The 11,926-nt window shown below is 71.3% G+C and carries 13 protein-coding genes; 4 read left to right on the top strand and 9 right to left on the bottom strand.

Annotated elements, in window-relative coordinates; genetic code table 11:
* Nucleotides 1-82 precede the first annotated feature (82 nt).
* From AAHM41_RS21075 to AAHM41_RS21085, 3 genes are read right to left on the bottom strand one after another with little or no spacing between them, the layout of a single operon-like run.
* Complete coding sequence (locus AAHM41_RS21075; protein WP_342238544.1) at nt 83-2,149, bottom strand: peptidoglycan-binding domain-containing protein; 2,067 nt, start codon at nt 2,147-2,149, stop codon at nt 83-85.
* Nucleotides 2,121-2,774 (bottom strand): DedA family protein, encoded by a 654-nt coding sequence (locus tag AAHM41_RS21080; protein ID WP_342238545.1) that lies wholly within the window; start codon nt 2,772-2,774, stop codon nt 2,121-2,123. The genes AAHM41_RS21075 and AAHM41_RS21080 overlap by 29 nt, the downstream gene beginning before the upstream one ends.
* 58 nt (nt 2,775-2,832) lie before the next feature.
* The gene (locus AAHM41_RS21085; protein WP_342238546.1) at nt 2,833-3,564 is read right to left on the bottom strand and encodes a glycerophosphodiester phosphodiesterase family protein; all 732 of its coding nucleotides are present in this window, start codon (nt 3,562-3,564) and stop codon (nt 2,833-2,835) included.
* A 233-nt stretch (nt 3,565-3,797) separates the two neighbouring features.
* Here AAHM41_RS21085 and ychF point away from each other — a divergent pair, with 233 nt between their 5' ends.
* Nucleotides 3,798-4,892 (top strand): redox-regulated ATPase YchF, encoded by a 1,095-nt coding sequence (gene ychF, locus AAHM41_RS21090; RefSeq protein WP_342238547.1) that lies wholly within the window; start codon nt 3,798-3,800, stop codon nt 4,890-4,892.
* A 42-nt stretch (nt 4,893-4,934) separates the two neighbouring features.
* Here ychF and AAHM41_RS21095 read toward each other — a convergent pair whose 3' ends face one another.
* Nucleotides 4,935-5,270, bottom strand: coding sequence for an MliC family protein (locus tag AAHM41_RS21095; RefSeq protein WP_342238548.1), 336 nt, complete (start codon nt 5,268-5,270; stop codon nt 4,935-4,937).
* Between the two features lie 193 nt (nt 5,271-5,463).
* Here AAHM41_RS21095 and AAHM41_RS21100 point away from each other — a divergent pair, with 193 nt between their 5' ends.
* Complete coding sequence (locus AAHM41_RS21100) at nt 5,464-6,696, top strand: PQQ-dependent sugar dehydrogenase (protein ID WP_342238549.1); 1,233 nt, start codon at nt 5,464-5,466, stop codon at nt 6,694-6,696.
* A 9-nt stretch (nt 6,697-6,705) separates the two neighbouring features.
* Here the strand turns inward: AAHM41_RS21100 and AAHM41_RS21105 are convergent, their stop codons facing one another.
* From AAHM41_RS21105 to AAHM41_RS21115, 3 genes are all read right to left on the bottom strand, one after another.
* The gene (locus AAHM41_RS21105; RefSeq protein ID WP_342238550.1) at nt 6,706-7,083 is read right to left on the bottom strand and encodes a type II toxin-antitoxin system VapC family toxin; all 378 of its coding nucleotides are present in this window, start codon (nt 7,081-7,083) and stop codon (nt 6,706-6,708) included.
* Nucleotides 7,080-7,328 carry a type II toxin-antitoxin system Phd/YefM family antitoxin gene (locus AAHM41_RS21110; RefSeq protein ID WP_342238551.1) on the bottom strand — a complete coding sequence of 83 codons (249 nt, stop codon included), beginning with the start codon at nt 7,326-7,328 and terminating at the stop codon, nt 7,080-7,082. The genes AAHM41_RS21105 and AAHM41_RS21110 overlap by 4 nt, the downstream gene beginning before the upstream one ends.
* Nucleotides 7,329-7,395: 67 nt before the next feature.
* Nucleotides 7,396-8,202 (bottom strand): hypothetical protein, encoded by an 807-nt coding sequence (locus AAHM41_RS21115; protein ID WP_342238552.1) that lies wholly within the window; start codon nt 8,200-8,202, stop codon nt 7,396-7,398.
* Nucleotides 8,203-8,380: 178 nt separating this feature from the next.
* On the opposite strand from AAHM41_RS21115, the gene AAHM41_RS21120 reads away from it, so the two are divergent.
* Nucleotides 8,381-9,901, top strand: a complete 1,521-nt coding sequence (locus AAHM41_RS21120) for a YifB family Mg chelatase-like AAA ATPase (RefSeq protein WP_342238553.1) — start codon at nt 8,381-8,383, stop codon at nt 9,899-9,901.
* Nucleotides 9,902-10,036: 135 nt separating this feature from the next.
* On the top strand, nt 10,037-10,294 hold the full coding sequence (locus AAHM41_RS21125; protein WP_342238554.1) for a hypothetical protein: 258 nt from the start codon (nt 10,037-10,039) through the stop codon (nt 10,292-10,294).
* Nucleotides 10,295-10,546: 252 nt separating this feature from the next.
* Here AAHM41_RS21125 and pth read toward each other — a convergent pair whose 3' ends face one another.
* Both pth and AAHM41_RS21135 read right to left on the bottom strand, forming a co-directional pair.
* Nucleotides 10,547-11,119, bottom strand: a complete 573-nt coding sequence (gene pth / locus AAHM41_RS21130) for an aminoacyl-tRNA hydrolase (protein WP_342238555.1) — start codon at nt 11,117-11,119, stop codon at nt 10,547-10,549.
* 28 nt (nt 11,120-11,147) lie between these two features.
* The gene (locus tag AAHM41_RS21135; protein ID WP_342238556.1) at nt 11,148-11,798 is read right to left on the bottom strand and encodes a 50S ribosomal protein L25/general stress protein Ctc; all 651 of its coding nucleotides are present in this window, start codon (nt 11,796-11,798) and stop codon (nt 11,148-11,150) included.
* Nucleotides 11,799-11,926: the final 128 nt, after the last annotated feature.

Here is an 11,926-nt window from a genome sequence, read left to right on the forward strand (position 1 = left end):
GCGAGCGCACGTCCGCAGGGCCCGAGGCTATGCGGCATGCCCTTGCACGAGGCTGGCCCGGAGATGAATTCGCGGTGAGGTGTTATTTCAGCAGGCGGTCGATCTCGGCCTTCAGCTCGGCATCGTCCGGCATCCGCCCGGCCGAGGCCAGCACGGCGGCGCGCAGGAACAGGGCCTGGGCCGCCAGCTCGTCGACGCCGTCCTGGGCCTGGGCCATCACCTGCTCGATCTGGTCCAGCCGCTCGGCCATGCGGTCGGCGGTGGTGCCGTCCAGCGGGTCGGCCTTCGCCGCCTCGATCGCCTCCAGCAGGTCGGCGGCGACGATGCGCAGCCCCAGCCAGGCCGTCGCCGCCTCCAGCGACTGCCGCGACCGCCGGCTCTCGCCGCTGCCCAGGCGGCCGATCAAGGGCGCCGCCGCGGCCCGGCCGCGGCGGGCCTCGTCGCGCGCGTCGAGGGCCTGGGCGGCCTGGACCAGCAGCAGGTCGGCATCCAGCATCTGGGTCGATTCGGCGCCGTGCTCGAGCAGCGCCATGCCGACCAGCTCGTAGCGGCCGGCCTGCACCGCCGGCATCTCGCCATTGGCGGCGTGGCCGCGCAGCCGGGCGTAGAGCTCGGCGAAGGGATCCGGGGCCGCGGGCGCTGCATCCGGCGTGGGCGCCGCGGTCACCACCGGCGGCTGCGGCCAGCGGCGCAGCGCCTCGATCAGCCGGGCGGCAACCCGGGCCGACGGCACCATCGTCGCATCGGCCGGGGGTGCGGCGGGCTGGGTCGGGGCGATCGGGGCGGCCGGCGCAGGCTGTGCCTCTCCGGCCGGCGGTGGTGGGGCAGCAGCCGGAGGTGCGTCGGTGGCCGGGGCGGGCGCCGCGGCGGCCGGCGGTTCGGTGGCGGGTGGCACATCAGGCTTCGGCGCGGCATCCGGAGCGGCCTGGGTCGCCTGAGCCTCCGGTGCGGCAGCCGGCGGTGCCGCCTCCGCCGCAGCGGGCGTGTCCGGTGCCACGGCGGGTTCGGGCGAAGCCGGAGGTATCCGACCGGAGCCGGACAAGGGCGCCGGCCGGGCAGGCACCGCCTCCTCCGGCTTGGCCGGTGCCTCCGCCTGCTGGACCAGCGGTCGCGGCGGTGCCGTCGCCGGGTCGGCCAGCAGCGCATCGGCCTGGGCCTGGGTCAGCCGGCCGGTGGCGGCGGCGCCGCCGGCGCGCTGGTAAAGGGCGATCGCCCGCCGGGTGCCATCGCCGAATAGGCCGTCGACCGGGCTGCGGTAATGGCCGAGGGCGGCCAGGCGCTCCTGGACCTTGCGGCGCTGCGCCGTGGTCAGAGTCGGCGCGGCGCCGTCCGGCGCCGGCGGGCCGATCAGGAGGTCGGCCTGGTTCTGCAGCGCCTGCAGCGACTGGCGGTCGCCGGCGGCGCGGTCGCGGATCGCCGCGGCCTCGGCGCAGTCCGGGCCCTGGGTGGCGGCGCGCGCGTCGATGGTGTCGACGCGCTGGCGCTGCTCGGCGATGTCGTCGGCGACGGCCAGGGCGCCGGTGCGGGCGGCCAGCGGGTCGGCGCCCTCCAGCTCGCGCAGGCGCTTGCCGATGCGGTCGAGCACGGCGGTGGTGTCGGCCTGCACCGACTGGGCGTCGTCGACCAGCGCCGGGCAGGCCTGGGGGCCGCCGGGCAGGGCGCCGGTCGGGGTCGAGGCGATGCGGTCGGCCAGGCGGTTCGCCCGCCGCGCCTCGGCGTCCAGCCGGCGGGCCAGGCTGCCCAGCCTTTCGCTCTGCAGGTCCGGCCGGCCGCATTGGCCGATGATGGTGCGATAGGCCGCCTGGGCCCGGCGCAGCTTGGCCGACAGGCCCTGGGCCTGGCTCGCGATCTGGGTCGCCTGGTCGATCGAATCACGCGCGGTGCCGGCGCCGGCGTCGCGCTCGATCCGGTCGATCCGCACCCGCACCCTGCCGAGATCGTTCTCCGCCGTGGTCGCCAGCACATGCGCCTCGGCCTCGGTCTGGGCGCAGCTCTGCGACCGGCTCGGCCTGGCCGGCTCTTCGAACTGGCGGCGGATGCCGCTGAAGAAGTCGTCCAGCCCATCCGCCCGCGCCGGTCCGGGCGCGGCGGCGAAGGCCAGCGCGGCGGCGATGATCAGGCTAGGGACGACGGTCCGGGCGATCCTCATGCGAACTCTTGCTCTTGCGCGTCAGCAGGCGGAAGGCCGCCGCGGCGCCGACCAGCGTCGCGACGGCCAGGATTATGAGCAGCAGCGGCGCCGCATCTTCAATCCCGAAGATGCGGCTCAGGGTCTCGCCGGCGAACCAGCCGAGGCCGACCCAGACCGGCGCCCAGACGATCGCCGAGGTCACATTGGCGATCTGGAACGGGATGTGGCGCATCCCCATCATGCCGGCGACCAGCGGGATCACGGCGCGGACCGGGCCGAGGAAGCGGCCGATGAAGACGCTGACGCCGCCCCAGCGGTGGAAGAAGTCGCGGCCGGTGCGCAGCAGCTGCGGGTGCCGGGTGAACGGCCAGATCCGCTCCACCCGGTGCTCCAGCCACGCCCCGATCCAGTAGGACACGGCATCGCCCAGGATGGCGCCGGCGATCGCCCAGGGGATGACGTCCCACGGGCTCAGCGTGCCCGACTGGATCAGCGTGCCGGCGGCGACCAGGAGGGTGGTGGCCGGCAGCAGCAGGCTGAGGACGACGAAGGACTCGCCGAAGGCGAAGACCAGGATGATCGGCCCGGCCCAGGCGGCATTGGCGCTGATGGTGGCGATCGTCTGGTCGATGAAGCCCTGCACGCGCCAAATCTCTCCCGAAGCTCGCGGCCGCGCCCCGTATCGGCGGCAAAAACGGCGATCAGAGGGCGAGGATGCGATCGGGGGCGTCGGAGAAGACGCCGGCGACGCCCATGTCGAACAGCGCCTTGGCCCGCTCCGCCTCGTTCACCGTGTAGGCCAGCACCGGCCGGCCGGTGGCGCGGTATTCGGCGATGGTCTCCGCCGTCTCCTTCTCCTGGCTGACATTGATGGTGGCGGCGCCGATCGCGTCGGCATTGGCGGCCCAGACCGCCGGCCGCTCCCAGATCAGGTAGCCGCGCGGCCAGTCGGGCGCGATCTCGCGGGCTCTCAGCAGGCTCTCGATGGCGAAGCTGGAGACCAGCGGCTTCGGCCGGTCGGCCGGCCACAGCTTCTGCGCCGCGGCCAGCGCCACCTCGGCGGTCTCGACCTCGCGGCCGGGGCAGGGCTTGATCTCGATGTTGACCGCCAGGCCCAGCTCCAGCGCCAGGGTCAGCACCTCGTCCAGGGTCGGCACCCGCTCGCCGCGGAATTCGGGCGCGAATTTCCGGCCGGCATCCAGCATCCGCACCGCCGCGAAGTCGGAATTGGCGATCGGGCCGCTGCCGTCGGTGGTGCGGTCCAGCGTGTCGTCATGGATCACCACCGGCACCCGGTTGCGGGTCAGCTTGACGTCGAACTCGACCATCTCGACGCCCAAAGCGGCGGCCTTGCGGAACGAGGCCAGGGTGTTCTCCGGCGCATGGGCCGCGGCGCCGCGATGGCCGATGACTCGGGGCAGGGTCAGGGTCATGGGGCAGATCTCCAGGGCGTCGAGGGCACTGCGGCAGGCGGGTTTTCGGCTTGGTCGGGAACGGTCCGGCTCACTCGCCCGGACGGAAATGCCGGCAGCTCGTCAGGACAATCTCCCCTCCAGGTGCCATCCTCGCCGAGCCGGCGTCAAGTGCGGGACGGGCCGGCCATGACTCCCCTCGCCGGAGTATCCGTGTTAGACGGACGCCGATTCGAAGATCCGGACGAGAACCCATGGGATTCAATTGCGGAATCGTCGGCCTGCCCAATGTCGGCAAGTCGACGCTGTTCAACGCGCTGACCTCCACCCAGGCGGCGGAAGCGGCGAACTATCCATTCTGCACGATCGAGCCGAACACCGGCCGCGTCGGCGTGCCCGATCCGCGGCTGGACAAGCTGGCGGCGATCGCGGGCTCGGCCAAGATCATCGCCACCCAGCTGGAGTTCGTCGACATCGCCGGGCTGGTGCGCGGCGCGTCGAAGGGCGAGGGGCTGGGCAACCAGTTCCTGGCCAATATCCGCGAGACCGACGCCGTGCTGCACGTGCTGCGCTGCTTCGAGGGCGAGGTCACCCATGTCGAAGGCTCGGTCGATCCGGTGCGCGACGCCGAGATCGTCGACACCGAGCTAATGCTGGCCGACATGGAAGGGCTGGAGCGGCGGGTGCAGTCCGCGGCCAAGCGGGCCAAGGGCGGCGACAAGGACGCCAAGGCCGAGATCGACCTGATGGAGCGGGCGCTGGTCGTGCTGCGCGAGGGCAAGCCGGCCCGTACCGTCGAGCTCTCAGCCGATGAGCGCGAGCCGTTCCGGCGCCTGGCGCTCTTGACCTCCAAGCCGGTGCTCTATGTCTGCAACGTCTCCGAGGACGAGGCCGCGACCGGCAACGCCCATTCGGCGCGGGTCGAGGCCATGGCCAAGGCCCGGGGCGCCGAGGCGGTGGTGATCTCGGCCGCGATCGAGGCCGAGCTGGCGCAGCTCTCGGCCGAGGAGAAGCAGGAGTTCCTGGCCTCGATCGGGCTCGAGGAGCCGGGGCTGAACAAGGTGATCCGCGCCGGCTACAAGCTGCTCGGCCTGCTCACCTTCTTCACCGTCGGGCCGAAGGAGGCGCGGGCCTGGACCGTGCGGGCCGGCGCCGCCGCGCCGGAAGCCGCGGCCGAGATCCACAGCGACATCCAGCGCGGCTTCATCAAGGCCGAGACCATCGACTATGACAGCTTCGTCGCGCTCGGTGGCGAGCAGGGAGCCAAGGACGCCGGCAAGATGCGGCAGGAAGGCAAGGACTATATCGTCCGCGACGGCGACATCTTCCACTTCCGCTTCAACGTCTGAGATCGGAGAGGCGGCCGCGGCGTTCGCGACCGCCTCTGACATTTATCCTGCCGTGCAGCTGGTGCTGGCGCCGCCGGCGATGCGGCTGTAGGTCGCCTGGCCGCCCTTGTCCCAGAACTCGGCGCCGTAGGGGTTGGTGTAGCGCGCGCCGCTGCCCGAGATCGCGCGCTGCAGCGTTACCGTGTTGCCGCCATCGGCCAGCACCAGCGCGTCACCGGTGAAACCGGCGGACAGGCTGGTGCCGTCGGCGCAGCGGTAGCCGACGGTCTTGCTGGCGATGGCTTCGGTCCGCGCGGTCGGGGTCGGGGTCTCGTCGCCGCAGGCGGCCAGCGCGGCAAGGGCCAGCGCGCAGGGGATCAGGGTCAGGCGGCGGATCATCGCAAAATCTCCGATTCGGGGCCCGGGGCCGTAGCCCGGGCGGATAGTCGCCCCTCAGCAACGCCGCAGCCGGCCATTTGTTTCGCGGCCGGTTGGCTGCGGTTTGTCCCTTGTCGGACAAATTTCCCATCGAGGTCCTTTCCGCGGGCTTTCCGGGCCCCACATCTTCACCAAGGATGTGGAGGAGACGCCGATGCGAAGCCTGGCCGCAGCCCTGCTCGCCCTGCTCGTCGCCAGCCCGTTCACCGCCTCGCCGGCCGCGGCCCAGGATGTCGCGCCGGGGACGAAGTTCGAGATCCGGCCCGACGCGCTGCCCAAGCCCTACGCCACCGATGCCGTGGCCAACAGATCGGAGACCGTGGCCCGCACCGATGCGATGCGGCCGCAGGTGCCGAAGGGCATGACCGCGTCGCTGTTCGCCACCGGCCTCTCCGGCGCGCGCGAGATGCTGGTGCTGCCGGACCGGTCGATCCTGGTGTCGGAGCCGTCGGCCGGCCGGATCAGCCGGCTGGTCGCGCCCAACCCGCCGGCGCGGGCCCGGGCCATGCCGTTCCTGACCGGGCTGGACCAGCCCTACGGCATGGCGCTGCGCCGCGACGCGCTCTATATCGCCGATCTCGACGGGCTGTGGCGCGTGCCCTATGCCCCGGGCGACGCCAAGGCACAGGCTAAGCCGCGGCAGATCACGCCGGACGGCGCCTTCGACGGCGGCAACGGCCATCACAGCCGCAACGTGATCTGGGATCCGGGGTCGGACCGCTTCTTCGTCGCCATCGGCAGCCGCAGCAACATCGCCGAGGAGCCGGCGCCGCGCGCCACCATCCAGGTCTTCGCCCCGGACGGCTCGGGCGGCCGCACCTATGCCTCCGGCCTGCGCAACCCGATCGGGCTGGCGCTGCAGCCGGGCACCGGCCGGCTCTACACCGTGGTCAACGAGCGCGACGGCCTCGGCAATGGGCTGGTGCCGGACTATCTGACCGCGGTGCGGGAGAGCGGCTTCTATGGCTGGCCCTACTCCTATCTCGGCCAGAATCCGCAGCCCGACCTGGCGGACAAGCAGCCGGAGCTGGTGAAGACGGCGATCGTGCCGGACCTGCTGTTCGAATCGCATTCGGCGCCGCTCGACCTGGTCTTCTACGACCGGTCGATGTTCCCCGACTGGCGCGGCGATGCGCTGGTGACGCTGCACGGCTCGTGGAACCGCGCCGACCCGATCGGCTACATGGTGGTCCGGGTGCCGTTCCGGGACGGCAAGCCCGTAGGCGGCTACGAGGCGCTGGCGACCGGCTTCCGGGTCAACCGCGGCGACGGCGCCGCCCAGGTCTGGGGCCGCCCGGCCGGGATCGCGGTGCTGCCGGACGGGTCGATCCTGGTCTCCGACGACGAAGGCGGCACCCTCTGGCGCATCGCCAAGGCCAGCAACTGAGGATGGCAATCAGACGACGGTGACGAGATCGCTGTAGCGCGCCAGCGTCCTGTCATGCGTCAGCAGGCGCAGTGGCTCGCTGACGGCCTGCGCGATCAGCATCCGGTCGAACGGATCGCGGTGGTGATGCGGCAGGTCGTGCACGGCTCTGGCGTGATCCCAGCTCATGGTCAGCTGCTCGAACCCGGCCTCCGCCAACCGCGGCATGAACCTGATCATGTCGAGCCGCAGCTTGCCCAGCGCGGCCTTGATGCTGATCTCCCAGATCGAGACCGAGCTGACGAACACCGCTGTCGCCTGTTCGATCGTCCGGCGCGCCGTGGACGACAGCATCGGGTCGTCGTCCATCACCCAGAGCAGGATGTTGGTGTCGAGCAGCAGCCTCACGTCGAGGACTCGCCCTCGAAGGCGTCGAGGACGGCGTCAGGCAGCGGCGCATCGAAATCGGGCTCGATGTGGATCTCGCCCTTCATCAGGCCAAACCGGATCTTGCCCGGCTTGCCGTCGTCCAACGGCACCAGCTTGGCCAGCGGCGTGCCGGACTTGGCAATGATGAAGCTTTCGCCTTTGCTGACCCGATCGACGATCTGCGAGAGCTGGGTCTTGGCCGCGTAGATGTTGATCTGCTTCATGGCACTTGACCAGGGTTGGTCGAGCTAGGATGAGGGGTAGACCAACTCTGGTCAAGCCATGCTGGGATCAGAGCGTAGGGGCCGGATCCTGCGGATCCTGGCGCAGCCGGAGATAGAGCTCCGACAGGAAGCCGGCGAACAGGGCCGTGGCGAGGGCGGACAGCAGCAGCAGGAGCAGCGCCGCGATGATCGCGAAGACATAGTCGCCGATGCCGGGGCCGGACGCGCGCGGCGCGCCGCGCCAGCGCTCCAGCAGCCATGCCAGCAGGCCGATGCCCAGCCAGGGCGGGATCTGCACCACGATGCCGCCGACGAAGATCCGGGCGACGTTGCCCCGCGTCGCCGCCCAGCTCCGCCGGAAGGTCATCGAGCGGTCGCCGATCGCCACGGCCGGCAGGATGAGGGAAAATCGGAAGGTGACGGCGGCGCCGACGGCGACCAGCAGGATGATGACCGTGGTGATCACCGTGGCGCCGGCCCGGTCGCCCAGCCCGCGCAGCAGGACCGCGACGGTGGGCGTACCGATCAGCAGGATGGCGGCGCCGGGCAGCACGGCGACGAAAGCCAGCAGCACGTATCGCGCGAGGGTGTTCGGGCCGGAGAAGGCGCGGCGCTCCTCGCGCAGTACGAAGCGGTGCCAGCCGATGGCGGTGCCGGCGCCGACGACGGCCGTGATGAAGCTTTCGCCTGGCCCGTCCCAGGCCTGCGGCGCCAGGATGCCGAGGGCGACGAGCAGGAGCACGGCAATCCCGGTCCAGACCAGGGCGATCCTCATGAACACGCCGAGATCGCCGAACAGCCGGCCATAGACCGTCTCGATCAGGCGCGACAGCGGCAGGGGCGCGGGCATGGCGGAGGCGTTCGGATCACTCATGCCGCATGATCGCCAAGGGCCGATGCGGCGGCAAGACCGCTTCGCTGCGCTTGGGCGCACCGGAAGATCGATTGACAAGCACCCCGCAGCAGACTGAATATTGGTTGTGTAGTATAGATAGAAGACAATTTTAAATATGCTCTCGCCGCGGTTTCCACTCCCTTCAAGTTGCGTCTAGATGGTCGCCCGGATCGCCACGGTCGCGTTCCAGGGGATCGAGACGGCGCCGGTCGACGTGCAGGTGCAGGTCTCTGGCGGCTTCTCCGGCATCACCCTGGTCGGCCTGCCGGACAAGGCGGTGGCGGAAAGCCGCGAACGGGTGAAGGCCGCGCTTCATGCGCTGGGCCTGGCGCTGCCGCCCAGGCGCATCACCATCAACCTGGCGCCGGCCGACATGCTCAAGGAGGGCAGCCATTACGACCTGCCGATCGCGCTCTGCCTGCTGACCGCGCTCGACGTGCTGCCGGTGCAGGAGATCGGGCAGTACATGGCGCTGGGCGAGCTGGCGCTGGACGGCGCGCTGACCCCGGTCGCCGGGGTGCTGCCGGCGGCTTTGGGCGCGGCGGAGCGCGGGCTCGGCCTGATCTGCCCGGCCGCCTCGGGGCCGGAGGCGGCCTGGGCCGCCGATGCCGAGGGCCGGATCGACGTGCTGGCGGCGCCGACGCTGCTGGCCCTGGTCAATCATTTCAAGGGCACCCAGGTTCTGGCCCAGCCGCAGCCGCTGCTGGCGCCGGCGGACGGGCCCGGCCTCGACCTGCGTGACGTCAAGGGGCAGGAGACGGCGAAGCGGGCGCTGGAGATCGCGGCCGCCGGCAACCACAATCTGCTGATGATCGGGCCGCCCGGCTCCGGCAAGTCGATGCTGGCGGCGCGCCTGCCCGGGCTGCTGCCGCCCTTGTCGCCGGCCGAGGCGCTGGAAGTGTCGATGATCCATTCGGTCGCCGGCCTGCTGGAAGGCGGGCGGCTGATGCGCCGCCGGCCGTTCCGCGACCCGCACCACTCCGCCTCGCTGCCGGCCCTGGTCGGCGGCGGGCTGCGGGTCCGGCCGGGCGAGATCTCGCTGGCCCATCGCGGCGTGCTGTTCCTGGACGAGCTGCCGGAATTCGCCCGGGCCACGCTCGAATCGCTGCGTCAGCCGATGGAGAGCGGCCGGGCGGTGATCGCCCGGGCCAACGCGCACATCACCTACCCGGCCCGGGTGCTGCTGGCGGCGGCGATGAATCCCTGCCGCTGCGGCCATCTCGGCGACCCGGCGCTGGGCTGCGGCCGGGCGCCGCGCTGCGGCCAGGACTACCAGTCGCGCCTGTCCGGCCCGCTGCTCGACCGCATCGACCTGCATGTCGACGTGCCGCAGGTCTCGGCCGCCGACCTGTCGCTGCCGCCGCCGGCCGAGGGCTCGGCCGAGGTGGCGGCCCGGGTGGCGGCGGCGCGGGAGATCCAGGCCGCGCGCTATGCCGGCGACGGCATCACCACCAACGCCGAGGCCGACGGGTCGGTGCTGAGCCGGGTGGCGGTGCCCGATTCGGCCGGCGCCACCCTCCTGACTCAGGCGACGGAGCGGCTGCGCCTGTCCGCCCGCGGCTATCACCGGGTGCTGCGCGTCGCCCGCACCTTGGCCGACCTGACCGGCGCCGAGGCCATCGGCCGGGCCCAGATCGCCGAGGCGCTGTCCTATCGGCGGCTGTCCATGGCCGGATAGGCGGTGCGCGGCACGGCGGCAGCACAGGTCTCAGCAAAAGCCGGTTGGCCGTCGGCGGAAATTTTGTGATCCTGATCGGGTTCGCTTCTGTCCGAAGCGGTTGCCTTCACCGCGACCCGATGAGGAAGTCCGCCGATGCGACCGATCCTGCTTGTGTCCGCCGCGCTTCTGGCCGGCGCCTGCGCGCCGCAGCCGGCGAAGGACTTCGTCGTGGTCGAGACCTTCAACGAGCGCGACGCCGCGGGGGCCCAGACCGCCGCCGACCGCCATTGCGGCCAGTTCGGCCGCATGGCGCTGGCCTCCGACCGGCAATGGCACTACATCGGCTTCCAATGCGTCGAGCCGGCCAATTCACTGGTGGCGCAGACGCCGATCCCGCCGATCTGGGACTGATTGCAGGGCCCAGACAGTAGAGGAGCCGCACGGCGGCGGCTCCTCGTTTTGCTCTTTTGTCCGCAGGCTCACCCGGCGATGCCGGGTTGCCATTCTGACGGAGGTCGCCGCAAGGGCGTTGCGGCTGGCCAATACGCGTTACCGGCTATGCCGACCACGTGGCCATACGATGCGCCCCCGGAACGATCGGATCAAGGGGGTAGTCGTGCGGCGCAGCAAAGGTCAATGAGGCTGCCACGGTGAGGCGTCGGATCACGCCGCCTGGGTGGTCTGGGCGATCTGGGTCATGAACTTCCCGGCCGCCTTCTCGGCCAGCAGCGGCGCCGCCCCGGCGATCGCCTCGAGCAGCGGGTCGAGCCAGGCCTCGTCGGCCTTGGCGAAGTCGCCCAGCACCCAGCCATGCACCCGGTCCTTGTGGCCGGGATGGCCGATGCCGATGCGGACGCGCCAGAATTCCGGCCCGATATGGGCGTCGAGCGAGCGCAACCCGTTGTGGCCGGCGGTGCCGCCGCCCTTCTTGACCCGGACCTTGCCGGGCGCGAGGTCGAGCTCGTCATGGAACACGACGACGTCGTCGGGCGTGAGCTTGAAGAAGCGCATCGCCTCGCCGACCGACCGGCCGCTCTCGTTCATGTAGGTGGTGGGCTCCAGCGCCAGCACGCGCTCGGGGCCGAGCCGGCCTTCCGCCAGCCGGCCCTGGAACTTCAGCTTCCAGGGCGAAAAGGAATGGCGCTCGACGATGTCGTCGAGCGCCATGAACCCGACATTGTGCCGGTGATACGCATATTGCGAACCGGGATTGCCGAGGCCGACGAACAGCAGCATCGCACTCTCCCAGCTCGCCCGGCCTTGATCAGGCCTTCGGCTCCTCGGCAGCGGCCGGGGCGGCCTCGCCGGTCACCGCAGCGGCGGCAGCCTCGGCGGCCTCGGCACGGACGGCCGACGGCGCCGCGACGGTGGCGATCACGAAGTCGCGGTCCTGCACGGCCGGGCGGACGCCCTCCGGCAGCTTGATCGCGCTCATGCGCAGCGAGTCGCCGATCTCGGCACCGGTCAGGTCGACCGAGACGTATTCCGGGATCGCCTCGGCGCGGCAGATCAGCTCGACGTCATGGCGGACGACGTTCAGCACGCCGCCGCGCTTGATGCCGGGCGAAGCGGCTTCGTTCTCGAAATGCACCGGCACGTCGGCATGGACGGTGGTCTTGTCGCTGACGCGCAGGAAGTCGAGGTGGATCGCCCTGTCGCTCACCGGGTCCAGCGCGATGTCGCGTGCCAGCACGTGGTGCTTCTCGCTGCCGATCTCGATGTCGTAGAGGTGCGTCAGCGCGGCGGGGTCGCGCAGGATCTTCAGCAGCGACTGGGCGTTGACGCTGAACAGCACCGGCGGCTTGTTGTCGCCGTAGATGACGCCCGGGATCATCCCGGCCCGACGCGCTGCCCGTGCTGCCCCCTTACCGGCCCGGTCGCGCGCCTCGGCCGTGATCTTGATGGTATCGGCCATCGGCTCTCTCCTAAGTGAAGACGCCGGCCTCCAGGGGTGCCGGCGTCGGTACGGCGTGAGTGAATGCTCACGCAAGCGCGGTCGTCTACCAGAATTGGTCCGCTTTCGCAACGGCCGGGGCCGCAGCC

It is taken from the genome of Inquilinus sp. OTU3971, from assembly GCF_038440215.1.

Coding starts and splice junctions, on each gene's coding strand:
- AAHM41_RS21075 (WP_342238544.1), bottom strand. CDS start 2,149: ATGAGGATCGCCCGGACCGTCGTCCCTAGCCTGATCATCGCCGCCGCG.
- AAHM41_RS21085 (WP_342238546.1), bottom strand. CDS start 3,564: ATGACCCTGACCCTGCCCCGAGTCATCGGCCATCGCGGCGCCGCGGCC.
- ychF (WP_342238547.1), top strand. CDS start 3,798: ATGGGATTCAATTGCGGAATCGTCGGCCTGCCCAATGTCGGCAAGTCG.
- AAHM41_RS21095 (WP_342238548.1), bottom strand. CDS start 5,270: ATGATCCGCCGCCTGACCCTGATCCCCTGCGCGCTGGCCCTTGCCGCG.
- AAHM41_RS21100 (WP_342238549.1), top strand. CDS start 5,464: ATGCGAAGCCTGGCCGCAGCCCTGCTCGCCCTGCTCGTCGCCAGCCCG.
- AAHM41_RS21110 (WP_342238551.1), bottom strand. CDS start 7,328: ATGAAGCAGATCAACATCTACGCGGCCAAGACCCAGCTCTCGCAGATC.
- AAHM41_RS21115 (WP_342238552.1), bottom strand. CDS start 8,202: ATGAGTGATCCGAACGCCTCCGCCATGCCCGCGCCCCTGCCGCTGTCG.
- AAHM41_RS21120 (WP_342238553.1), top strand. CDS start 8,381: ATGGTCGCCCGGATCGCCACGGTCGCGTTCCAGGGGATCGAGACGGCG.
- AAHM41_RS21125 (WP_342238554.1), top strand. CDS start 10,037: ATGCGACCGATCCTGCTTGTGTCCGCCGCGCTTCTGGCCGGCGCCTGC.
- pth (WP_342238555.1), bottom strand. CDS start 11,119: ATGCTGCTGTTCGTCGGCCTCGGCAATCCCGGTTCGCAATATGCGTAT.
- AAHM41_RS21135 (WP_342238556.1), bottom strand. CDS start 11,798: ATGGCCGATACCATCAAGATCACGGCCGAGGCGCGCGACCGGGCCGGT.